This is a genomic window from Kitasatospora sp. NPDC018058, assembly GCF_044327205.1.
Lineage (GTDB): Bacteria > Actinomycetota > Actinomycetes > Streptomycetales > Streptomycetaceae > Kitasatospora.
In genome coordinates this window covers 56,124-75,979 of sequence record NZ_JBIRFA010000031.1, presented here as the reverse complement: position 1 = coordinate 75,979, position 19,856 = coordinate 56,124, and the positions used below count along the sequence as shown (strand labels likewise).

At 71.1% G+C, this 19,856-nt stretch carries 24 protein-coding genes and 1 pseudogene; 12 read left to right on the top strand and 13 right to left on the bottom strand.

All coding sequences use genetic code 11. The annotated features are described in order from the left end of the window. The first annotated feature begins 54 nt into the window (after positions 1–54). Complete coding sequence (locus ACH4E7_RS33035) at positions 55–1,377, top strand: NAD(P)/FAD-dependent oxidoreductase (RefSeq protein ID WP_396252834.1); 1,323 nt, start codon at positions 55–57, stop codon at positions 1,375–1,377. A gap of 252 nt (positions 1,378–1,629) precedes the next feature. Here the strand turns inward: ACH4E7_RS33035 and ACH4E7_RS33030 are convergent, their stop codons facing one another. Beyond that, entirely contained in the window at positions 1,630–2,571 is a 942-nt protein-coding gene (locus ACH4E7_RS33030) for an alpha/beta hydrolase (protein WP_396252833.1), read from the bottom strand. 108 nt (positions 2,572–2,679) lie between these two features. Between ACH4E7_RS33030 and ACH4E7_RS33025 the strand changes: the two genes are divergently transcribed. Further along, positions 2,680–3,315, top strand: a complete 636-nt coding sequence (locus ACH4E7_RS33025) for a TetR/AcrR family transcriptional regulator (RefSeq protein ID WP_396252832.1) — start codon at positions 2,680–2,682, stop codon at positions 3,313–3,315. A 625-nt stretch (positions 3,316–3,940) separates the two neighbouring features. Beyond that, complete coding sequence (locus tag ACH4E7_RS33020; protein WP_396252831.1) at positions 3,941–4,345, top strand: nuclear transport factor 2 family protein; 405 nt, start codon at positions 3,941–3,943, stop codon at positions 4,343–4,345. Positions 4,346–4,574: 229 nt separating this feature from the next. On the opposite strand, the gene ACH4E7_RS33015 is transcribed toward ACH4E7_RS33020, so the two are convergent. Both ACH4E7_RS33015 and ACH4E7_RS33010 read right to left on the bottom strand, forming a co-directional pair. After that, positions 4,575–5,453 carry an ABC transporter substrate-binding protein gene (locus ACH4E7_RS33015; protein ID WP_396252855.1) on the bottom strand — a complete coding sequence of 293 codons (879 nt, stop codon included), beginning with the start codon at positions 5,451–5,453 and terminating at the stop codon, positions 4,575–4,577. 104 nt (positions 5,454–5,557) lie between these two features. Next, positions 5,558–6,283, bottom strand: coding sequence for an SDR family NAD(P)-dependent oxidoreductase (locus ACH4E7_RS33010; protein ID WP_396252854.1), 726 nt, complete (start codon positions 6,281–6,283; stop codon positions 5,558–5,560). 268 nt (positions 6,284–6,551) lie between these two features. Here ACH4E7_RS33010 and ACH4E7_RS33005 point away from each other — a divergent pair, with 268 nt between their 5' ends. Further along, positions 6,552–6,698, top strand: a complete 147-nt coding sequence (locus ACH4E7_RS33005) for a hypothetical protein (protein ID WP_396252830.1) — start codon at positions 6,552–6,554, stop codon at positions 6,696–6,698. A gap of 127 nt (positions 6,699–6,825) precedes the next feature. After that, complete coding sequence (locus ACH4E7_RS33000; protein WP_396252829.1) at positions 6,826–7,104, top strand: hypothetical protein; 279 nt, start codon at positions 6,826–6,828, stop codon at positions 7,102–7,104. A 190-nt stretch (positions 7,105–7,294) separates the two neighbouring features. Here the strand turns inward: ACH4E7_RS33000 and rpsR are convergent, their stop codons facing one another. From rpsR to rpmB, 4 genes are read right to left on the bottom strand one after another with little or no spacing between them, the layout of a single operon-like run. Continuing rightward, the gene (gene rpsR / locus ACH4E7_RS32995; RefSeq protein ID WP_391495272.1) at positions 7,295–7,537 is read right to left on the bottom strand and encodes a 30S ribosomal protein S18; all 243 of its coding nucleotides are present in this window, start codon (positions 7,535–7,537) and stop codon (positions 7,295–7,297) included. A 20-nt stretch (positions 7,538–7,557) separates the two neighbouring features. After that, the gene (locus ACH4E7_RS32990; RefSeq protein ID WP_396252828.1) at positions 7,558–8,745 is read right to left on the bottom strand and encodes a CobW family GTP-binding protein; all 1,188 of its coding nucleotides are present in this window, start codon (positions 8,743–8,745) and stop codon (positions 7,558–7,560) included. Between the two features lie 5 nt (positions 8,746–8,750). Then, positions 8,751–9,056, bottom strand: coding sequence for a 30S ribosomal protein S14 (gene rpsN, locus ACH4E7_RS32985; protein ID WP_396252827.1), 306 nt, complete (start codon positions 9,054–9,056; stop codon positions 8,751–8,753). Next, a complete protein-coding gene (gene rpmB / locus ACH4E7_RS32980) occupies positions 9,056–9,292 on the bottom strand; it encodes a 50S ribosomal protein L28 (protein ID WP_396252826.1) in 237 nt (78 codons plus the stop codon). Before rpmB ends, rpsN begins: the two co-directional genes overlap by 1 nt. A 222-nt stretch (positions 9,293–9,514) precedes the next feature. On the opposite strand from rpmB, the gene ACH4E7_RS32975 reads away from it, so the two are divergent. The 4 genes and pseudogenes from ACH4E7_RS32975 (at position 9,515) to ACH4E7_RS32960 (ending at position 12,330) form a co-directional block, all read left to right on the top strand. Next, positions 9,515–10,486 carry an ATP-binding protein gene (locus ACH4E7_RS32975; protein WP_396252825.1) on the top strand — a complete coding sequence of 324 codons (972 nt, stop codon included), beginning with the start codon at positions 9,515–9,517 and terminating at the stop codon, positions 10,484–10,486. A 91-nt stretch (positions 10,487–10,577) separates the two neighbouring features. Next, positions 10,578–10,770: pseudogene (gene rpmG / locus ACH4E7_RS32970) on the top strand (50S ribosomal protein L33). A gap of 28 nt (positions 10,771–10,798) precedes the next feature. Further along, positions 10,799–11,050 carry a type B 50S ribosomal protein L31 gene (locus ACH4E7_RS32965; RefSeq protein ID WP_396252824.1) on the top strand — a complete coding sequence of 84 codons (252 nt, stop codon included), beginning with the start codon at positions 10,799–10,801 and terminating at the stop codon, positions 11,048–11,050. Between the two features lie 29 nt (positions 11,051–11,079). Then, the gene (locus ACH4E7_RS32960; protein WP_396252822.1) at positions 11,080–12,330 is read left to right on the top strand and encodes a GTP-binding protein; all 1,251 of its coding nucleotides are present in this window, start codon (positions 11,080–11,082) and stop codon (positions 12,328–12,330) included. 8 nt (positions 12,331–12,338) lie between these two features. On the opposite strand, the gene ACH4E7_RS32955 is transcribed toward ACH4E7_RS32960, so the two are convergent. Continuing rightward, complete coding sequence (locus ACH4E7_RS32955) at positions 12,339–12,545, bottom strand: ArsR/SmtB family transcription factor (RefSeq protein ID WP_396252821.1); 207 nt, start codon at positions 12,543–12,545, stop codon at positions 12,339–12,341. 74 nt (positions 12,546–12,619) lie between these two features. Between ACH4E7_RS32955 and ACH4E7_RS32950 the strand changes: the two genes are divergently transcribed. From ACH4E7_RS32950 to ACH4E7_RS32940, 3 genes are read left to right on the top strand one after another with little or no spacing between them, the layout of a single operon-like run. Next, a complete protein-coding gene (locus tag ACH4E7_RS32950) occupies positions 12,620–13,627 on the top strand; it encodes a permease (RefSeq protein ID WP_396252820.1) in 1,008 nt (335 codons plus the stop codon). After that, on the top strand, positions 13,624–14,373 hold the full coding sequence (locus tag ACH4E7_RS32945) for a TIGR03943 family putative permease subunit (RefSeq protein WP_396252819.1): 750 nt from the start codon (positions 13,624–13,626) through the stop codon (positions 14,371–14,373). The genes ACH4E7_RS32950 and ACH4E7_RS32945 overlap by 4 nt, the downstream gene beginning before the upstream one ends. Next, on the top strand, positions 14,366–15,535 hold the full coding sequence (locus tag ACH4E7_RS32940) for a hypothetical protein (RefSeq protein WP_396252818.1): 1,170 nt from the start codon (positions 14,366–14,368) through the stop codon (positions 15,533–15,535). Before ACH4E7_RS32945 ends, ACH4E7_RS32940 begins: the two co-directional genes overlap by 8 nt. A gap of 138 nt (positions 15,536–15,673) precedes the next feature. Here the strand turns inward: ACH4E7_RS32940 and ACH4E7_RS32935 are convergent, their stop codons facing one another. From ACH4E7_RS32935 to ACH4E7_RS32915, 5 genes are read right to left on the bottom strand one after another with little or no spacing between them, the layout of a single operon-like run. After that, positions 15,674–16,162, bottom strand: a complete 489-nt coding sequence (locus ACH4E7_RS32935; protein ID WP_396252817.1) for a Fur family transcriptional regulator — start codon at positions 16,160–16,162, stop codon at positions 15,674–15,676. Positions 16,163–16,188: 26 nt separating this feature from the next. Further along, positions 16,189–17,028: a metal ABC transporter permease gene (locus ACH4E7_RS32930; protein ID WP_396252816.1), complete on the bottom strand. Its 840-nt coding sequence runs from the start codon at positions 17,026–17,028 to the stop codon at positions 16,189–16,191. Then, a complete protein-coding gene (locus tag ACH4E7_RS32925) occupies positions 17,025–17,927 on the bottom strand; it encodes a metal ABC transporter permease (RefSeq protein WP_396252815.1) in 903 nt (300 codons plus the stop codon). Before ACH4E7_RS32925 ends, ACH4E7_RS32930 begins: the two co-directional genes overlap by 4 nt. After that, entirely contained in the window at positions 17,927–18,811 is an 885-nt protein-coding gene (locus ACH4E7_RS32920; protein WP_396252814.1) for a metal ABC transporter ATP-binding protein, read from the bottom strand. The genes ACH4E7_RS32925 and ACH4E7_RS32920 overlap by 1 nt, the downstream gene beginning before the upstream one ends. Beyond that, entirely contained in the window at positions 18,808–19,776 is a 969-nt protein-coding gene (locus ACH4E7_RS32915; protein WP_396252813.1) for a metal ABC transporter solute-binding protein, Zn/Mn family, read from the bottom strand. The genes ACH4E7_RS32920 and ACH4E7_RS32915 overlap by 4 nt, the downstream gene beginning before the upstream one ends. Between the last annotated feature and the right edge of the window lie 80 nt (positions 19,777–19,856).

The window sequence follows — 19,856 nt, the reverse complement described above, 5'->3', positions numbered from 1 at the left end:
CCCGTACGGCGGCAGGCTGACCCGTGATCTGCGGCGGAGAGCAAGGAGTTGAGCATGGCGGGCACGACTGGCACGACCGGAGCGGGCGGCGCGACCGGAGCGGCCGACGGGCGTGAGCGTCCGATCGTGATCGTCGGGGCGTCCCTGGGCGGCGCCAAGGCGGCCGAGGCGCTGCGCGAGGCCGGGTACCGGGGCGGCATCGTCCTGGTCGGCGAGGAGCACGAGCGCCCGTACGAGCGGCCCCCGCTGTCCAAGGGCTACCTGCTCGGCAAGGAGTCCCGGGAGAAGATCTACGTCCACCCGCCGCAGTGGTACGCCGAGCACGACGTCACACTGCGCCTGGGCACGGCGGTGGCCGCGATCGACCCGGCCGGGCACACCATCACCCTCGCCGACGACGGCCGGGTCGAGTACGCCAAGCTGCTGCTGACCACCGGCTCGGTGCCGCGCCGGCTCCCCGTACCCGGCGCCGACCAGGACGGCGTGCTCTACCTGCGCCAGGTCGAGGACAGCGACCGGATCAAGGCGGCGCTGCGCCCCGGCGCCCGGATCGCGGTGATCGGCGCCGGCTGGATCGGCCTGGAGGTGGCCGCCGCCGCCCGCACGGCGGGCGCCGAGGTGACCGTCCTGGAGGCCATGGAGCTGCCGCTGCTGCGGGTGCTGGGCCGTGAGGTCGCCCAGGTCTTCGCCGACCTGCACCGCGACCACGGCGTGGACCTGCGTTTCGGCGTCCAGGTCAGCGAACTCACCGGCACCGACGGCACGGTGAGCGGCGTGAGGCTCGGCGACGGCACCGAGGTGGCGGCCGACGCGGTGGTGATCGGCATCGGCATCTCCCCCGCCACCGGACTCGCCGAGGCGGCCGGGCTGGAGGTCGACAACGGCATCAAGACCGACCGGCAGCTGCGCACCTCGGACCCGGACGTCTACGCGGCCGGCGACGTCGCCAACGCCTTCCACCCGCTGTTCGCCCGGCACATCCGGGTCGAGCACTGGGCCAACGCCCTCAACCAGCCGCAGACCGCCGCCCGGGCGATGCTCGGGCAGCCGGACGCGGTCTACGACCGGGTCCCGTACTTCTTCACCGATGCCGAGTGGACACCTCGGCATCCTAACGAGCCGGTGGCCTCGCGGGACAAGCTGAGCATGGAATACCTCGGCTATGTCGAGCCCGACGGTTACGACCGGGTCGTGTTCCGAGGGGACGTGAAGGCCAACGAGTTCGTCGCGTTCTGGCTCTCCGGCGGCCGGGTCCTCGCCGGTATGAACATGAACATCTGGGATGTCACTGACCCGATCCGCGAACTGATCGTCTCCAAGCGCGTGGTGGACGCCGACCGCCTGGCGGACCCGAACGTCCCCCTCGGCGAGGTCTGAGACACGGCAGGAGCCCTGGTCGACGAGCAGCCGACCAAGGCCCCGTCCGTTCACCGCTGAGGGATGCACACGGACGGGGCCGGTTCGGTGGGCTCCGTCCGGCGGGCGTACACACCCTGCCGGTGCCTGATCATGGCCGATGCCGGGCGCGCTGCGTCGAGCGGCCTGCTTCCGGCCGCGGCCTGACGGCGACGACGATCCAGTTGGCCGGCCGCGGGCGAGCACCGGGCAAGTGGCGACGCTGAGTGGGTGTCAGTCGTTGAACGCCGCGGCCACGGTATCTCCGAGCTGGTCCAAGACGTCCCTTGAGAGTTGCACCGACCCGGTGAACGAGAAGAAGGCGTGGGTGGCACCCTTGACCGGTAGGTGTGTGACCGGCACGCCTGCGTCGGCGAGCCTTTGCGCGTACCGATCCCCCTGGTCCCGCAGCGGATCGTGTTCGGCGGTAACGATGACGGCGGGAGGCAGCCCGGACAGGTCGTCGGTGCTCGCCGGCGAGACGCGCGGGTCGGCGCCTTCGTCGGGCGTGGTGAGGTAGAGGCCCCAGAACCATTCGAGCCATGAGCGGGTCAGCAGCGGTCCGGCCATGTTCTCGTACATCGAGGGACTGTCGTCGAACCGGTCGACCGCCGGATACGCCAGCACCTGGAGCGCGATCCGCGGTCCCCCACGCCGTCGGGCTTCCTGCACGAGGGCGGCGGCGAGGTTGCCGCCGGCGCTCTCGCCGAACACCGCGATGTTCTGCCCGTCGCCGCCGAAGCTGCCGGCGTTGGCCGCGACCCAGGTCACGGCGGCGTAGGCGTCTTCGATCGCCGCCGGGAAGCGGTGCTCCGGGGCAAGCCGGTAGTCGACGGAGACCACGATCGTGCCGGAGCGGTTGGCCATGATGCGGGCGATGTGGTCCTGGCTGTCCAGGTCCCCGAGGACCCATCCGCCGCCGTGGAAGAAGACCGTCACGGGCAGCGGTCCGGAGCGCGGCACACCGGCGGGGGCGTAGATGCGGATGGGGACCTCGATGCCTTCGGCGGCGGCCGTGGTGTCGTGCACGCTGCTGACCGGTTCGGGGTCACCGGCGAGGGCGGCGAGGCTGCGCGCGAAGGCACGGTTCTCAGTGACCGTCAGGCTCTCCGGTGCGGGTCCGCCTTCTTCGGCCAACTGCTTGAGCAGGGTGTCGATCTGGGGGTCGAGCGACATGGCGAGCACCCTCCTGAAGGCTGCCGGAGCGGCAGATTGGAATCGGTGCTCCAAGTTCTACGTCTGCCAGCTCTGGAATGGCAATTCCAATCTTGGTAGCGTGCGCGCATGAACGCGTCCGTAGCGGTCGAAGAGCCAAAGCAGCGTCGACTCACCAAGCCCGGCCGAAAGACCCGTGAACGCATCATCGAGGCCGCCGCGGAGCTGATGTTCCAGCATGGCGTCGGGGGCACGAGCATCCCGGACGTCCAGGCGGCGGCCGCAGTCAGCGCGTCGCAGATCTACCACTACTTCGGCGACAAGCGGGGCTTGGTCCTGGCGGTGGTCAACTTCCAGACCGACACCAAGCTCGATCAGCAGCGCCCCCTGCTGGACAACCTGGACAGCATCGACGCGCTGCGGGCCTGGTGTAACACGGCGGCCGACCGGCAGGACGCCATGGGGTGCGCGGGCGGCTGCGAGATCGGCTCGCTCGCCAGCGAACTCGCCGAGAGCGACCCCTCGGCCCGCACCGACCTCTCCGCTTCCTTCGATCGATGGGAACTGCCCATCAGGTCGGGGCTCGCCCGCATGCAGGCGCGCGGCGAGCTGAGCGAGCGCGCCGATGTCGCCGCACTGGCCACCGCCCTGCTGGCCGCCGTCCAAGGCGGCATGCTGCTGTCACAGGTCCGCCGGTCGACCACCGCGTACCGGCATGCCGTGTCGGCGGTGATCGACCACATCGAGAGCTACGTCGTTCCGTAACCGGACAAGCCCCCGAACCTCGGCCACGACGCGCGCGGACATCAGCGCCGGAGATCCCCGCCCATATCCGGCTCATCATGCTCCTGACGTGCGTGTTCGTGCAGTTCGTACCACGGACGACCTCGCTGGCATTGCTTTACTCAGCGACTTGCTCGCACTTCCTAATCGGCGGCCGAGTCGTCGTGGGGCGCCGGGCGGCGAAGCGAGGGAAGCCACACTCGGCAGCAGCCTGATAGCCACACGCAGCGCCCCTGGGCGACCCAACCATACGACTGGCCCGATCAACCCAGCTCGAAGGTAGAGCAGCCTGAACACCGCCCCGAACAGAGCAACAGAGGCCGGCACGCCGGCAAAGTGGCCAACTGTCGTGCAAGGGCACGAACCGTGCGCCCGCTGCCGCAGGTTGCCGCTGTGGTGCCTATGGGGTTGCTTCTTGGGGTTGCGTCAGGTGGCGCCATCGGAAGCGATATCGGCGACTTGTCCTGTCCTGAAGCCGAGCCGCTGCCTTGGCGATCTACGCTGTCACCGTTGCCCATGACGTTCAACGGCCCGGCGTCCCGGGGGAAGCCTCGAAGCGATCCCAGGTCCCCGGATCGCTCCGGCCGCCTGCAGAGGGGACAGTGTGATGGATGCTGACATCCGGACCAGGGCCGCGATCGAGGAACACTGGCGGGCATCGGAACGCGGGGACACCGAAGCCGAGCACGCGATCTACGCTGCGGACGCGATCCTCGACTACCCCCAGTCAGGTGAACGATTCCGCGGCCGCGCGACGATTTCGGCGCAACGTGGCGGGCACCCTGCCGATCGGCACTTCACCGTCCACCGGATCGTCGGCAGCGGGGATCTGTGGGTGAGCGAGTGTGTCATCACGTACGACGGGGTGCCCACCCACTCGGTGAGCATCATGGAACTTGCCCACGGTCATGTGGTGCACGAGACGCAGTACTTCGCGGAGGCCTTCGGTGCGCCTGAGTGGCGGACGGCACTCGCGGAGCCGATGCCGGGCAGGAATATCGCCAGGGCCTGACCCAGGGTTGGCTTCGATCGTCCATGAGCCTGTGACAGCTGGCTGACGCGGGCTCTGGGCTCTTGTCGGATGGGCGTGTGCTGTCCTGTAGGTGTGGCGCGGCCCGAGTGTCGACTCGGGGGCGCGCAGCTGCTGCCAGCCCCTGGCCAACCAGCGGCCGCGGGGGTCGCTGCGTGGGTGGTCTTGAGGTACGGCCCGCGCTTCGGGCGGCGCCGGCGTCGCCGGGCTTCTAGGGTGTGGTGGTTGCGGTGCGGTAGAACTCAGCTGCCGTGACGGTGGCGGGGACACCGAGTTCGGCGGCGACCGCGGTGATCGCGCTGTCGCCGACCGCGAGGTCGGCTTGGCCGTCGGTGGTGAAGTACGGTGCGATGAACCTCTCGTAGTGGGCTCGGACTTCATCCTCGGTCTGTCCGCCGAGGAACGTCCGCATGTGCCGCACCGTGGTGTCGGGGTCGTTGTGGATCACCTCCAGGGCGCGCCGGTGGGCTCGTACGACGGCCTGGACCGCGGGGTCGTCCGGGGAGATGTAGGTGGGGTCGACGGCCACGCCCACGGTGGGGATCTGGAAGTGGTCGCCGACCCAGGCCGGAACCTGCCAGCCGTGCTCGGCGGCGACCGCCTCGGGTGCCATGGTGCTGCCGACGTAGGCGGCGTCGATGCTGCCGTCGCGCAGCCCGCGCAGGTCCATGCCGTAGTCGCCGGGATGGCGGACAACGGTGTGGACGTCGCGGTCCGGGTCGAGGCCGGCCTGGCGCAGCACGATTCGGGCGAAGCACCCGGGTGGGGTGTGGGGGGCGTGTACCGCGAGCCGTCGGCCGACCAGGTCGGCCAGGGAGGCCAGGCCGGGGCGGGCGAGAAACCAGAACAGCGGGTGCTGGGTGTTGACAGTGAGTGCGACCCACGGGGTGCCGTCGGTCAGCCGGGACAGCAGTGCCCGGCCGAGCCCGATGGTGGCGCAGCGGCGCAGGCGCTCGACGTCCCAGGAGCAGCCGTCGCGCACCGCGACGTGGACGCCCTCATCGGCGTGGAAGTCCTCCTGGTCGGCGATGTAGGCGGCCAGTTCCTCGTGCAGGCCCCGCCCGACATAGGCGAGATCGATCGTATACATGAGACTCTTCCTTGGCCCTGTCGTCGCCGCGCCGTCCCGCGCGGGCGCGGTACGGCGCGGCGTACGGTGCCGAGGTGACGGTGCGGCGGATACCGGTCGGACTGTCAGTCCATCGCCATTCCGCCGTTGACCGCGGCCGTGGTGCCGGTCATGAAGGCGTTGTCCTCGCCGGCGTAGAAGGCGACCGCTTGGGCGACATCGGCGGGGCGCGCCAGGCGGCCCACGGGGGTGAGGGCCACCTGCCGCTGCTTGATCTTCTCGTCGAGCGCGGACCCCATGCGGGTGTCCTCCACCGGGCCGGCTGCGACGATGTTCACCGTGATGCCCTGCGGGCCCAGTTCCTGGGCGAGGTAGCGGGCGAACTGCTCCAGGGCGGCCTTGGCCGCGCCCAGCGCAATCATGCCCGCCCGGGGGCGGCGGCTGAGGCCGGTGCTGATGTAGATGATGCGTCCCCAGCCCTGTTCGCTCATGGCGGGCAGGACGGCCTTGGTGACCGCGAACGCGGCATGCATCTCGGCGTCGATCTTGCCGCCCAGCTCCTCCCACGTCATGTCCTGGAACGACTTGACCGCATACGGGATCAGCGCGTTGTGCACGAGGACGTCGACGCCGCCCCACGCCGCCTGGACCCGCCCGACCATGCTCTCGACGGCCGCTGCCTCGCGCACGTCGGCCTGCACGGCCATGGCCTGCCCGCCGGCGGCCTCGATGTCGGCCACGACCTCGTCGGCGGCCTTGGTGTTGCGCAGGTAGTTGACCACCACGCGCATCCCTCGCGCGGCAAGGAGACCCGCGGTGGCCGCACCGATTCCGCTGCCAGCCCCTGTCACCAATGCCACCCGGCCCTCTGCCCCAGTCACGAGCCCACCTCCTGATCACCGTCGCCGACCGTCGGAATGACCGCCCGGAGTCCTGCGCCGTCGGCGCCGGGGTCTGCTGAGCGGATCGCCCCGTAGCACACGGTGTCGACGGCCGCCCGCAGCAGATCGGCCGTGGTCCGGTCCGGTCCGCGCGGCACCTGCTAGTCGGGCAGCCGCTCCACCGCGCCGCGAGTGATCCCACTCGCAGCTCAGGCAGCGCCGACCGCAGTCCCCGGCGGTGCCCGTCCTGGAGCAGCTCGTCGAGCCGCCGGCAGACCACCGCGTCCACCCGCTGCCCCACGTACTGGCGCAGCATCGCATCGCCCCGCCCCGTCGCGAGCTGAGCCACGCCGATCCGCACGACGTCCTGGTGCTCGCACTCTGACTGGTGAGGTTGTGCAGAGCACCGGTCCACCCCGCGAGGCGGCCAGCGCCTGTGGTCGCATGGGGGAGTCAGACAGTGTCCTCGGTCACTGGGATCCCGGCCTTCTCGGCGGACCACGTCCCGGATTTTGTCGATCAGCAGCGGGTCCGGAGAGATCTTGAATGTCTCCGTCCGCCACGGCTGCAGCCCGAAGGCCCGCCAGATCCGCAGCACGCTCGACGCAGAGATTCCGACCTTCGTCGTCAACAGACCCCGGCCCGAATTGAGCAACAGAGTCGGCCACTTCCTCAAAGACTCCGCCGACGAAGCCGTCAAGGCACTCGCCTCCGCACTCGACCGAGCGGACGCCGAGGTGGCCGGCCAGGCCGGTTCCGCTGCCGGTCACCGCTTCGGGAAGGCAGCGTGAGCGAGCCGGGGTCAGGCCTTCGTGCCCGGCTGCTGATCCGCCGTCTCCGAGCCCGCGGCGTGAGTGCCCTCGGGTTCCCCTTCGTCGGTGTCCAGTTGGAGGAGGTCAAGCAAGTCCTGTGCTGCCCAGTCCGGAAGGGTACCGCTGTTGGGGACTGCCTCCAGCGCACCACATCACAGGGATGGTTCGGTCAGCGGTTGGTGGAGGAGTAGGGCAGCAGGGCCATCTCGCGGGCGTTCTTGATCGCCGTGGCCATGGCCCGCTGTTGCTGGACGGTGAGGCGGGTGACGCGGCGGCTGCGGATCTTGCCGCGGTCGGAGATGAACTTCCGCAGGAGGTTGGTGTCCTTGTAGTCGATGTAGGTGATGCCGGCCTCGGTCAGGGGGTTCGGCCGGGGCTTGGCGGGTCGACCGGCTCCGGTGCGCTTGGCCATGTCGGTACGTCCTTCCGTGGTCAGGGGACTGGGTCGAGCAGGTCCTCGAAGGCGTCCGGCAGGGCCTTCCAGCCGGGCTCCCCGACCAGCAGCTCGGTATCGGTCAGCAGGCAGGAGTCGAGCAGTCCGGTGATCCCGTCGACGTCGAGTCCCTCTGCGGTGAAGCTGAGTTGCTGTATCCGGTCGCCGTGCACCGAGTGCCAGTCGAGGGCTGCCGCGGCGCGACGGGCGGGCGGGTAGAGGTCCCAGGTGGCGTCGGGCAGGGAGGCCAGCCAGGGGCCGCACTCCTCGACCGCGAGATTGGCTCCGGCGGCGTCCCAGGCCAGCATCAGGTCGGGCCGATTGGCCAGCCAGAACCGGCCCCGGCTGCGCTGGGCCGCCGGGACGAGTTGCTCCAGCGCCTCGTACAGCCGGGCGGGGTGCAGCGGACGTCGACGCTCCCACACCAGGGTGGCCACCCCGGCCTCGTCGTGTTCCTGGGGCAGCAGGGCGATGGCCGGGTTGACCCGGTCCCGGGCAGCGGCGACGTCGAAGCCGCCGAGCGCCGCGCGGATCAGCGCTCCGGCACCGAGTCGCACGATCCTTGCGGTGGAGTGGAGTTGGTGCAGCATCGCGAGCCCGGCCCGCCGTTCGGGGGCGTCTCCTTCGACACCTGCGCGCGGGACGGCGAGGACGGTGGCGTACTCGATCTGATGGGCGAGCGCCTCGGCCCGGGTGCGGGCATCGTCAGCGCTGGTGTGCAGACCGTGCTCGGCGGGGTCGTCCGACACGGAGAGTTCGCCGATCAGCCGCAGCGGGTCCACCGCCGTGACCACGCCGGCGAGTTCGACGGAGTCCGCCATACGGCGGTCGCCGACCTCGCCTTCGGCGATCAGCTCGACGGCCGGGTGCGGGTCGCTGCCGCCCCAGAGCTCGACGACGACCAGGCGGTGGCGGCCGCGATCGGCGAGGCGCAGCAGCGCGGGCAGGAAGTCCTCGCGCAGGGCGCAGCACGGGCAGTCGTTCGTGAGCGCCGCCGTGGTGCGGCCCAACGTTGTTTCGGCGCCGCGCACTTCGCGGTGGATGATGCTGCGGGAGGCGTCGCGCAGGTCGTGGTGCAGGACGAGCGTGTCGGCGCAGCCGTGGAGCAGTTCGTCGACGGCCCGGCGGCGCTCGTCCTGGTGCAGGCCGGCGACCACCACGACGGGGAGTTTGGTGTGCTCGGACACGGCGTTCACCAGCTGGACTTGCGGACGCCGGGCAGCTGTCCGGCGTGGGCCATGGTGCGCAGGTTGATCCGGGACAGGCCGAAGGCGCGCTGGTAGCCGCGCGGGCGTCCGTCGACGGCGTCCCGGTTGCGTACGCGGGTGGCGCTGGCGTCCCTCGGCTGGCGGGCGAGCTCGCGCTGGGCGGTGGCGCGCTCGTCCGGGCTGCTCGCCGGGGAGGCGATGACGCGCTTGAGCTCGGCTCGCCGGTCGGCGTACCGGGCGACGATCGTGCGGCGCTGCTCGTTCTTGGCGATCTTGCTCTGCTTGGCCATCAGACCTTCTCTCCTCGGGCACGGATCCGGGTGACGGCGGCCTTGATGCCGATCACGTCGACGGTCTTCACGCCCTTGGCGCTGAGCGTGAGCCGGACGTAGCGGCCCTCGCTGGGCAGCCAGTAGCGCTTGCGCTGGATGTTGGGGTCGAAGCGGCGCCGGGTGCGCCGGTGTGAGTGCGAGATCGCGTTGCCGAACGCGGGCTTGCGCCCCGTCAGCTGACAGTGGGCGGACATGACCGACCTCCGTTCGGTGGGCTGTGCACACCACACTAGCCTAAATGAAAACGGATTTCATTTCATCCTGAAGCATTGCCGCCCGACAGGCGATCGCCCGCCGGAGGGTGAAATGCCTGCAGCCGACAGGCCGCCATGACAGGCGATTTGACATGCCATCCACTCATGGCCGACAGTCGTAGATGTTAATGGTTTTCATCTTCGATAAGCTCCGGGGTGCACGTGAAGGTTGCATTCGTCGGCAAGGGCGGCAGCGGCAAGACGACGCTGTCCGCGCTCTTCGTCCGCCATCTGGCCGCGTCCGCGCGGACCGTCGTCGCCATCGACGCGGACATCAACCAGCACCTCGCCGCGGCGCTCGGCATGAGCGAGGACCAGGCGTTCCTGCTGCCCGCGCTCGGCGAACACCTCCCGGAGATCAAGGAGTACCTGCGCGGCAGCAACCCGCTGATCTCCTCGGCCACCGCCATGGTGAAGACCACGCCACCCGGGCGCGGCTCACGCCTGCTCCGGCCCGCCGGCACCGACCTGGTCCACCAGCGGTTCGCCCGCACGGTGGACGAGGTGACGCTGCTGGCCACCGGCGCGTTCACCGAAGACGACCTCGGCGTGACCTGCTACCACTCCAAGGTCGGAGCCGTCGAGCTCTACCTCAACCACACGGTCGACCAGCCCGGCGAGTACATCGTCGTCGACATGACCGCCGGCGCCGACTCCTTCGCCTCCGGCCTGTTCACCCGCTTCGACCTCACCTTCATCGTCGCCGAACCCACCCGCAAGGGCGTGTCCGTCTACCGCCAGTACCGCGACTACGCCGCCGACCACTCCGTCGCGCTCGCCGTGGTCGGCAACAAGATCACCGGCCCCGAGGACGTCGAGTTCCTCCGCCGGCACGTCGGCGACGACCTCCTCGTCTGCCTCGAGCACTCGCCCTACGTGCGCGCCCAGGAACAGGGCCGCCACGCGCCGCTCGACCGCCTCGAAGAGGCCAACCGGGCCGCCCTGGACCGGCTTCACGCCGCGGTGGACGCCCGCCCCAAGGACTGGACGGCCTTCCAGTCCCAGGCCGTAGCCTTCCACCTCAAGAACGCCGCGGCGTGGGCCAACGCCGACACCGGCGAGGACCTGACCCGGCAGATCGACCCCGGGTTCGTCCACGGGCCCGCCGCCCTGCGAGCCCTGTCCCTCAACTGACCGACTACGAGCACGACCGGCCGACCAGCGGGTGCGGAAGTCGCCGGACTCCCGCACCCGCTCTGCACCTGCCCACCCAGAGGAGGACGTCATGGCGCGCAACGAACTGCGCCCGATCATCAAGCTCCTCCCCCAGCCTTCGGCCGGGAGGTGCCCCCATCACCGCGGGCACCGGCTACACCTACGTGACCCGCAAGAACCGCCGCAACGACCCTGACCGCCTGGTCCTGCGCAAGTACGACCCGGTCCTCGGCCGGCACGTCGACTTCCGCGAAGAGCGCTGACCACCCACACCCCGACAGGACCACGCCCATGAAGCCCGGAATCCACCCCGCCTACCGCCCGGTCGTCTTCCGCGACAAGGCTGGCGGCCTCGCCTTCCTCACCCGGTCCACCGCCACCAGCACCAACACGGTCGAGTGGGAGGACGGCAACACCTACCCCGTCATCGACGTCGAGATCTCCTCCGCCAGCCACCCCTTCTACACCGGCAAGTCCCGCGTGGTTGACGTCGCCGGCCGGGTCGAACGGTTCAACCGCCGCTACGGCGCCACCCGTAGCTGACCCCCGGACCACCGCAAGGAGACCCGCTCGTGTCCCAGCCCGTGTCCCAGCCCACCACGCCCGCACCCCTGCCCGTCACCGTCCTGTCCGGCTTCCTCGGCGCCGGCAAGACCACTCTGCTCAACCACCTGTTGCACAACCGCCAGGGCCTGCGGGTCGCGGTGATCGTCAACGACATGAGCGAGATCAACATCGACGCCGCCCTGGTACGCGACGGCGGCACGCTGTCGCGCACCGAGGAGCGACTGGTCGAGATGACCAACGGCTGCATCTGCTGCACCCTGCGCGACGACCTGCTGGAGGAGGTCGACCGGCTCGCCCGCGCCGGCCGCTTCGACTACCTGCTCATCGAGTCCAGCGGCATCTCCGAGCCCATGCCGGTCGCCGCCACCTTCGCCTTCGCCCGCGACGACGGCGCCACCCTCGGCGACCTCGCCCGCCTGGACACCATGGTCACCGTCGTGGACGCCGCCAGCTTCCTCCCCGAGCTGCACACCGGCGACGAACTGACCGAACGCGGCCTGGACCAGTACGAGGACGACGAACGCACCGTCAGCGACCTGCTCATGGACCAGGTCGAGTTCGCCGACGTCATCGTGCTCAACAAGACCGACCTGGTCACCCCGGCCGAGGCCGACCGCCTCGCGGCCACCCTCAGCAGGCTGAACCCCGCGGCCCGGATCGTCCGCACGGTCGCCGGGCGCATCCGGCCCGAGGAGGTGCTCGGCACCGGCCTGTTCGACGTCACCCGGGCCCAGGAGGCACCCGGCTGGGTCGCCGAACTGAACGGCGACCACGTGCCCGAGACCGAGGAGTACGGCATCTCCAGCCTGGTCTTCCGCGCCGACCGACCCTTCCACCCGGCCCGCCTCTGGCACCTGGTCAGCCACCGGCTGGACGGCGGGGAGTTCGGCACGGTCCTGCGCTCCAAGGGATTCTTCCGGCTCGCCTCGCGCCCCGACGTCACCGGGCTGTGGTCACAGGCCGGCTCGGTCGCCCGCTTCGAGCCCTCCGGCATGCGGGCGGCGCTGCCCGGCACCGTCGGCTCCGACCAACTCGCCCAAGGGCAGGAACTGGTCTTCATCGGAACCGGCCTGCGCAAGGAGGAACTGCGCGCCGCCCTGGAGCAGTGCCTGCTGAGCGACACCGAACTCGGGTCGGATCCCGAGGCGTGGCAGGCCGACGACCCCTTCCCGGCCTGGGAGGAGTACTGCCCCACCGGGCACGACATCCACCACGGCGAGCCGGCGCGCGACGCCGTTCTCTCGCCGGCCCGCTGACCGCCGGGTCAGTCCTCGCACGCGTGCCGGATCGCGTCCAGCACGATGTGGGCGATGTGCTCGTCGGTGAGCGAATACTCGACCTCGCGGGACCGGCGATGCGCGGTGACGAGCCGCGAGGTGCGCAGCACCCGCAGGTGCTGCGAGACCAGGGGCTGGCTCACCCCGAGCCCGGCCGCACGTACCACCGCCGTCCGCTCGCCGGACCGGCGCATCTAGACTCGCCCCCGGCCGCGCCGTGGGATGCGGCCACGCCCCGTCATCCTGAGCGAAGGAGCGTCCGGCCCCCATGGCTGACGAGACCGCCGTCGAGGCCCGCCCGCACCCGGCCGCGGGCCCCACCGGCCGCGCCCGCCGTCGGATCGGTTCGCTTGAGGTGCTGGTCGTCGGCATCCTGGCGGTGCTGGTCGGGCGTCACGTCCTGGGTGACTGGAAAGGTCCGGCGTGGCTGGAGGCGTGGGGGGCGGTCTTCGTCGCCGTCTGCGTGCAGGCGCTGCCGTTCCTGCTGCTCGGTGTGGTGCTGTCGGCCGTGATCGCCGCGTTCGTTCCAGCTCGGCTGCTGGAGCGGGCGCTGCCGCGCAACCCGTTGCTCGCCGTGCCGATCGCCGGCGCGGCCGGGGTCGTGCTGCCGGGCTGCGAGTGCGCCTCCGTGCCGGTGGCCGAGCGGCTGATCGCGCGCGGGGTGGCTCCGGCGGCCGCGCTGGCCTTCCTGCTCTCCTCACCGGCCGTCAACCCCGTGGTCCTGGTAGCCACCGCCGTCGCCTTCCGGGGGCAGCCCGAGCTGGTGGCGGCGCGCTTCCTCGCCTCCCTCTCCACCGCGGTGGTCATGGGGCTGCTGTGGGCGCGGTTCGGCCGCCCGGAGTGGCTCAGGCCGCGGGTGCCGTCGAGCGACCGGACCGGTTGGGCGGCCTTCCGTGGCTCGCTGGAACACGACTTCCTGCACGCCGGCGGCTTCCTGGTGATCGGCGGGATGACGGCGGCCACCCTCAACGTCGCCGTGCCGCGCGACCTGTTCACTGGCCTGGCCGGGCTGCCGGGCGTCGACGTCCTCGTACTGGCCCTGCTGGCGGTTCTGCTCGCGGTCTGCTCGGAGGCGGACGCCTTCGTCGCGGCCGGACTGAGCGGCTTCTCCCCCACCGCCCGGCTGGCGTTCATGGTCGTCGGCCCAATGGTGGACGCCAAGCTGATCGCCCTCCAGGCCGGCACCTTCGGACGGGCCTTCGCCTGGCGCTTCTCCGCCGCCACGTTCACGGTCGCCGTGACCGCGGCGGCCCTGACCGGCTGGTGGCTCCTGTGAGGCGCGAAGTCCGGGCGCTGCTGCACATCCTGGTCGGCGCCGCGGTGCTGCACATCTCGCTCTTCAGCGAGCTCTACCTGCGCTACGTCCGCAAGGGCCTGCGCCCGTACCTGATCGCCAGCGGCGCGCTGCTCGTCGCGGTCGGCCTGATCGGCGCGGCCCTCGCCGCCCGGGAGACGCTGCGCCCCAAGCAACCCGAGCAAGACGCCGACGAACCCGACGCCCACCACGGACACGGACACGGCACGCCCCGAACCGCCTGGCTCCTCCTCCTGCCCGTCCTGGCGATCTACCTGCTCCAGCCCCAGGCGCTCGGCGCCTACACCGCGCAGCACTCAGCTGGCACCGCCACCCGGCCCGCGGGGGCCTCCGGCGGCTTCTCACCGCTCCCCACGGCCGGCGACGGCGGCCCGATCACCATGCGCCTCGCCGACTTCGACCTCCGCGCCGGCTGGGACACCAGCGGCTCGCTCAAGGGCCGACAGGTCCGGCTCACCGGCTTCGCCACGCCCGCACCCGACGCCGGAGGCTGGTACCTCACCCGACTGACCATCTCCTGCTGCGCCGCCGACGCGCTGACCAGCAAGGTCGAGATCCACGGCGCCGACGCACCGCCCAAGGACACCTGGGTCGAGGTCACCGGCCAGTGCCAGCCGGACGGACGGGCCGGCCAGGACGGCGCCGTCCCCGTCCTGGCGGCGGACCAGGTGCGCCGGATCGCCGAACCAGGTGACCCCTATGAGTGAGCACCCGTCACCCGTGACCGAAGGACGTACGGGAGGCCGTCGTGGTGCGGCCGCCGTGCTCGCGCTGGGCGTGGCCGCCGCGCTCGCCTTCATGCCGGCCTTCCCGGACCGCCGGAGCACTCCCGAGCCGGCCCCCGACGCCGCGTCGACGCCTGACGTGGCCGGTTCCACCGTCACCGTGCTCGGTGACGGATCGACCTCCGACACCGGTCCGCAGCCCGGGCAGCCGACGGCCGTCCGGCTCAAGCCCGGTGAAGTACCGCCACAGTTCATAATCTTCTCCTTCGACGCCCCCACCGAGGGCGACGACCACCTGTTCTCCCGCGCCCGCACGACGGCCAAGGCGAACGGCGCCGAGGTGACCTTCTTCCTGCGCGGCATCGACCTGCTCCCCGCCACGAAGCGCTGGCAGTACCAACCGCCGCAACACGACGTCGGCACCGCCGCCGTCCCCTTCCCCACCGACGCCCAGGTCCGCGCGACCCTCCAACAGCTTGGCCGGGCCTGGCTGGACGGCGACGAGATCGCCGACGGCTTCATCGGCCAGTTCTGCGGCCCGAATGGCGCCCGGGGCTGGTCGACCGCCGACTGGCAGAGCGAGATCGGCCAGGGATACTCGATGGTCAACTTCTGGAAGACCGGGACGGGCTTCACCGATCTGCCCCCGCTGCCCTTCGACTACCAGACCGAGCTGGCCGGCGGCCGCGCCCCGTGTCTGGAGGGCCGGCAGAACCTGCTTCCCGCGGAGAAGGACGCCGGCTGGCGCTACGACGCCAGTTCCCCGGGGGACGCCCAGCACTGGCCGACGCAGACCGACGGCATCTGGGACTTCCCGCTCCAGCGCATCCCCGACGCCTCCGGTACCCACGAGGTGCTCTCCACTGACCAGACGCCGCAGACGTACCTGAACGCCTTCGAACGCGTCTACTACGGCAGCCGTGCACCCCTGGTCGTCGACACCGACCTCGCCCCCGGGCACCCCTCCCGCCTCCAGGAGACCGAGGCCACGATGAAGGACCTCTGCCACCGCGACGGCGTCCGCTGCATCTCCTTCCGCCAACTCGCCGACTGGCTCGACGCCCAGGACCCGGCCGTCCTGAACCGCCTCCGCGCCCTCACCCCGCTCACCGCACCCAACTGGACCACCGTCGTCGGGCCGTAGTGCCGAGCCCTGCCGCCCGGTTCGCACCGGGCCGCTCGGCCGCGAGCGGGTGGACGACGGCCACCTCGACCAACTCCCGTCAGCGACACGTGACTTCGGCGAGCTCACCGCACGGTCGGATGCGTGACGCGTGATACGTCAGCCGGCCGTTCCGGCGGCGGTGCGGCAGGCGGTGCAGGTGCCGGTGAGTTCCACGGTGTGGTGGACGTCGGCGAAGCCGGAGGTCTCGGCGATCCGGTCGGCCCACGCCTCGACGACGGTGGAGTCGACCGGCTGGCTCAGCCCGCACCGGCGGCAGATCAGGTAGTGCCGGTGGTCGGTGCCCGGCCGGTAGCGGAAGAGCCGTTCGCCGTTGGTGTCGCGCACGACGTCGGCGCGGCCGACGGCGGCGAGCGCGGTCAGCGTGCGGTAGACGGTGCTCAGGCCGACCCGGGAGCCGGTGGCGAGTAGGCCGGCGTGCAGGAGCTGGGCGCTGACGAAGTCCTCGCACCCGGCGAGCGCCCGTAGCACCTCGGCGCGCTGCGGGGTCAGCCGGTGGAGCGGATCGGCGCCCTGGTCGGGCGTCGCGGCGTTCGTTTCCCGCCGCCGGGCGGCCCGTACGAAGCTGCTGGCCTTCTCACTGGTCATGGTCGGCCCCCGTTTCCGCGGGCACTTCAGGCCGTGGCCGGACGAGTGGCGGTCCGGTTCGGGCGGACGAGGAAGGTGGCGGCGTAGACGGCGCTGGCGGTGGCCATGATGGCGAAGCTCGGCGGCAGCTTCGGGGCCGCCGCGCTGAGCAGCAGCCCGCCCCACATCTCCGCGACGGCGAGTGCGGCGGACAGTGCGAGGGCGCGGAACGGGCGGTCGGTGAGCCGGATGGCGGCGCCGGCCGGGGCGGCGAGCAGGCCGAGCAGCAGCAGGGAACCGACGGCCTGGGTAGCCTCGCCGGCGGTCGCGCCGACCAGGGCGAGGAAGGCGAAGCCGAGCAGCCGTACGGGCACGCCCCGGGCAGCGGCGACCGCTTCGTCGAGGGTGGCGAACAGCAGCGGTCGGGCGATCAGGAGCACGAGCAGGCACACCCCGCCTGCGATGGCGACCGCGACGGTGGTCTGGTTGCCGTGCAGGCCGAAGATCGAGCCGAACAGCACGCTCGTTCCGGCGCCGCCCTGGGCGCCGCTGCGGGAGGTGGTGTAGACGGTGAGGAAGAACGCGCCGAGGCCGAGGATCCAGGCGAAGACGCTGCCGATCACCACGTCGTCCGCGCGTCCGCGCCGGCCGAGCCCGCCGATCAGCAGGCCGACCCCGATGGTGGCGGCGAACAGCCCGAGTCGTAGGTCGTAGCCGCCGGCCAGGGCGGCCATCGCGCCGGTGAACGCGACGTGGCTGAGCGCGTCACCGGTGAAGATCTGCGCGCGGAGCACCAGGAAGTAGCCCACCAGGCCGCACGCCAGCGCGATGAACGTCCCGGCAAGCAGGGCGTGTTGGAAGAACGCCTGACTGATGACCTCGGTCATGCCGAGCCTCCGATCGCGAGCGGCGCACGCCCCCGGGCGACGGCGTCGCGGGCGAAGCGGTAGAGGTGTGCGAGGACGAAGCCGGCGAAGGCGAAGCCCGTCACGAAGAAGCCCAGCGGGTACGGCTGGTAGTACGCCGCGATCAGCCCGGCCCAGCACGCCACCAGAGCGATGAGCACCGACAGCAGCAGGCTCGACCCCGGCCGGGCGGTGAACTGCTGGGCGGTCGCGGCCGGTATCACCATCAGGGCGAAGACCAGCAGTGTGCCGGTGATCTGGCTCGCCTCGGCGGTAGCAGCGCCCAGCAGTACGAGGAACAGTGTGCCGAGGGCTCGTACGGGTACGCCGCGTCCGGACGCCACCTCCGGGTCGACGGAGGCGAACAGCAGGGGCCGTCCGATCACCGCCAGCACGCCGAGGACCACCGCGCCGACCACGGCGAGGACCACGACCTGGCCGGTGGTGATGCCCAGGAAGCTACCGAACAGCAGCGCCGTCGGCCCCTCCAGCAGGCCCTTGTACAGGCTGATGAACAGGTACCCACAGGCCAGCGCGAACGCCTGCACCGTACCGGTGACGGCGGACTCCTCCGAGCCGCTGCGCCGCAGTGCGGCTATCACGAGTGCGGCGGCGACGCAGAACCCGAAGTAGCCGAGCGAGGTGGAGAAGCCGGCCAGCACAGCCAGCGACGCCCCGGGGAAGGCCGCGACCGACAGAGTGTGACCGGCGAAGGTCTGCCGGCGCAGCACCATGAACCAGCCGACGACCGCGCACACCACGGCCACGACCAGGCCGGCGCGGAAGGCGTTCACCATGAAGTCGTAGGACCACATGTCCTGGAAGTCGGCGATCAGGTCCCAGGTGAAGACCGGCGAGGTCGCGTCGGATGCCAGCAGCATCAGGAGCCTCCGTGCGGGTGCCGGTCGGTGTGGACGGCCGGGGCCTCCGGCTGGCCGACGACCACCAGCCGCCCGTCGGAGGTGCGCAGGACCTCGACAGGCGTGCGGTAGAGGCGGGTCAGTGTCTCGGAGGTGATCACCTCGGTCGGGGTGCCGGAGACTGCGCCGCCCTCGGCGATGTAGACCACCCGGTCCAGGTGGTGGAGGATCGGGTTCACGTCATGGGCCACCATCAGCACCGACACGCCCTCCTGGTGGCAGACCCGCCCCAGCAGGGCCGCGATCGCGCCCTGGTTGGGCAGGTCCAGGCTGTCCAGCGGCTCGTCCAGTAGCAGCACGCGCGGACGCCGTATCAGCGCCTGGGCGATCAGCAGCCGCTGCTGCTCCCCGCCCGAGCACTGCCCGATCGGCCGGTGCGCGTAGGCGGTGGCGCCGACCAACTCGACGACCTCCTCGACCCGTTGGCGCGCGGCCTGGCGCTTCGCGCGGTTCAGGAACGGGACGGGGATCCCCCACGAATCCCCGTCCAGCCCCAGCCGCACCACGTCGATGCCCCGGATGCGCACGCTCGCGTCGAAGTTGCGCCGCTGTGGCAGGTAGCCGACGGCGGCGTTGCGTTCGCCGGGCGCCGTGCCGAGCACACGCACCTCGCCGGCCGCAGCCGGGAGGATGCCCAGCAGGACCTTGACCATGGTCGACTTCCCGACCCCGTTGGGGCCGAGGACGGCGGTGAACTCCCCGGCCCCCACGGTCAGATCGACACCCGACCACAGGGTCCGCCCGCCCACACGCACGGCGGCCCCGTGCAGCGACAGCACCGGCTCTCCGCCGGGCGCGGTGCGCTCCATCTCCGTACGGACCTTCTCGGTCGGGTGGATGCTCACTTGCCCGTCGCCGCCTTCAGCGCGTCGGCGATGCCCTGCAGCTGCTGGGTCTGCCAGTCCTGGAAGGTCGCGTTCGCCGGCGCGAGGGTCTCGGTGACCTGGGCGACCGGGATCCCCTGCGCCTTGGCCGCGTTGACCTGGGCGACCACGTCGGGGTTGGAGTTCTGGGTGTTGTAGACGTAGATCTTGATCTGCTTGCCGGAGATCTGCTGGTCGATGGTCGCCTTGTCGGCGGCGGTCGGGTCGGTGCCCTCGCTCTCCGCGTCCAGGAAGCTCTCCGGGGTGAGCATCTTCAGGCCGACGCTCTCGGCGAGCGGGGTGACGATCGACTCCGAGGCGCCGATCGGGGTGCCCGCGTACTTGGCCTTGATGTCCGCTTCCAGCTGGGTGTACTTGGCCAGCGTCTGGGTGGTGAAGGTCTTCTGCTGAGCGTCGAAGTAGGCCGCGTCGGCCGGGTCCATCTTCTTGTAGTCGGCCGCGATCTGGTCGATCACCTTGGTGACGCTCTCCGCCGAGTACCACTGGTGCGGGTTGTCACCCTCCTTCTTCCCCAGCAGGTCGCCGACCTTCAGCGCGGTGCGACCGGAGGCGGGATTGGCCGCCAGCAGCTTGTCGGACCAGGCGTCGTACCCGATCCCGTTGCTGATCACGTAGTCCGCGCCCGCGACCGTACGGCCGTCGGCGGCGGTCGGCTCGTAGGAGTGCGGGTCGGTGTCCGGGTTGGTGATGACGCTGGTGACCTTCACGTGGTCACCGCCGAGCTGGGTGGCGATCGAGCCCCAGAAGTTCTCCGCCGCGGCGACCTGGATGACCTTCGAGCTGCCGCCGGCGCTGCTGGATCCCGAGGAGGAGGCGGTCTTCGCCGGGGAGGAGGTCGAGCAGGCGGTGGTCGCGGCGAGCGCGGCGACGGCGGCGGCACTGAGGACGAGTCTGAGGGGCTTGCGGCGGGACTGGGCGGTGCTCATGACGGGCTACTCCTCGCATACCTGCTGGCCCTGCCCCGTGGGCAGGATCCAGCGCCGGTGGACATCACCCAGCCTAGATA